The following is a 1,456-nucleotide window of genomic DNA, read 5'->3' on the forward strand; positions in this document are numbered from 1 at the left end:
GCTGGCGTGCCGTGGCCGCCAGGACCTCGTCGGCCGAGGCCCCGGGCGGACCGTGGGTGTTCCAGGTGTCCGCGCGTTGTGCGGCCACGCGCAGCAGGGTCGGTGACTGGCCCCCGACCGTGATCGGCAGCCGCGGCGGCCGAACCGGGCCCGGCGCGGTCGCGACGTCCCGGACCCACAGGTGCGACCCGGTGTAGCTGAACATCCCTCCCGTGCCGCGCAGCACGCCGTCCACGATCGCGACGTAGTCGGTGAACCGCTCCGCGCGCTCCTTGGGCGACCACGGCTGCTCACCGACGCTGTAGTGGTCGAACGGGAAGATCCCCGCACCGATGCCCAGGTCGAACCGACCTCCGGACAGGTGGTCCAGCGCCGTGGCCTGCTTGGCCAACTGCACGGGCGGGCGCAGGATCTGGTTGGCCACGAGCACGCCGAGCCGGATGCGCTCGGTGGCCACCGCACCCGCCGCCAGCACCGCCCAGCTGTCGAACCAGGTGCCCCACCGGTCGCGCAGGTCGGCGCTGTGGTCGGGGAGGAACACCTGGTCGAACCCGAGGCTCTCCACCCAGCGGATCCGCTCGACGAGCACGGGGAACGGCCGGTCGGGGTACAGCATGACGCCGAACTTCCCGGTCGGCGCCGCGCGCGGCGGTGGGCCGTGCCCCGGTTGTCGCCGGACGTGCCCGCCGGTGGCTCCGGTGGACGTCATGCCGCTCTCCCTGTCCGCTCGACGGTTCCGGGCCAGGAGTCGACCAGGCGAGGCCCGCACCGCTCAACCCGCGCGCGGCACGGCGTCCGCGAATCAACCGATCGGGCGTGCCGCCGGTGGGCCGGCGTCGTCACAGCAGCTCCGGGTCCGGCCGGGGGTCGGGCACCGGCGCCCACCCCTCCTCCGACCGCTGGTAGGTCCACCGCGGCCCGTCGCGCAGCAGCCCGGTCAACGCCGCGAGCAGCCGTTCGACGTGCTCGGTGGTGGTGCCCAGGCCGATGCTGGCCCGCAGCGCGCCACCGGACCCACCACCGACCAGGTGCCGCACCGCCAGGTGCGCGCAGAACGAGCCGTACCGGATGCCGATGCCGTGCTCCGCGGCGAGCGCGGTGGCGATGAGCTGCTGGTCGACCGGCTCGCCGTCCCGGCCGACGAGGGTGAAGGACGCGACCCCGATCCTCGGCTGCGCCGGACCCCACATGTCGAGCAGGCGCACGCCCGGCACCTCGGCCAGGCCGTGCCGCAACCGGTCGGCCAGCGCCTCCTCGTGCCGCCTGATCACGTCCCATCCCGTCGTCGACAGGGTGTGGCAGGCGGTCGCCAGCGCGTGCGCGCCCACCACGTTCGGCGAACCGCCCTCGTGCAGGTGGGGGAGGGCCGACCAGGTCACCGCCTCCACACCCGCCTCGACGGCCACCCGAGCGGTCGCGCCGCCGCCGGCCAGGTACGGCTCGGCGTCGGCCAGCC

Annotated in this window: 2 protein-coding genes; both read right to left on the reverse strand. The window is 75.1% G+C overall.

Annotation, left to right across the window (positions count from 1 at the left end; all coding sequences use genetic code 11):
- On the reverse strand, positions 1 to 709 hold a 709-nt coding region (locus AB0G02_RS39990), incomplete at its 3' end, for an LLM class flavin-dependent oxidoreductase (RefSeq protein WP_360805688.1).
- Between the two features lie 130 nt (positions 710 to 839).
- A partial coding sequence (locus AB0G02_RS39995; RefSeq protein WP_360805691.1) for an aminotransferase class V-fold PLP-dependent enzyme occupies positions 840 to 1,456 on the reverse strand: 617 nt, incomplete at its 5' end.

The organism is Actinosynnema sp. NPDC023658, assembly GCF_040639995.1.
In the GTDB taxonomy this organism is placed as follows: Bacteria; Actinomycetota; Actinomycetes; order Mycobacteriales; family Pseudonocardiaceae; genus Actinosynnema.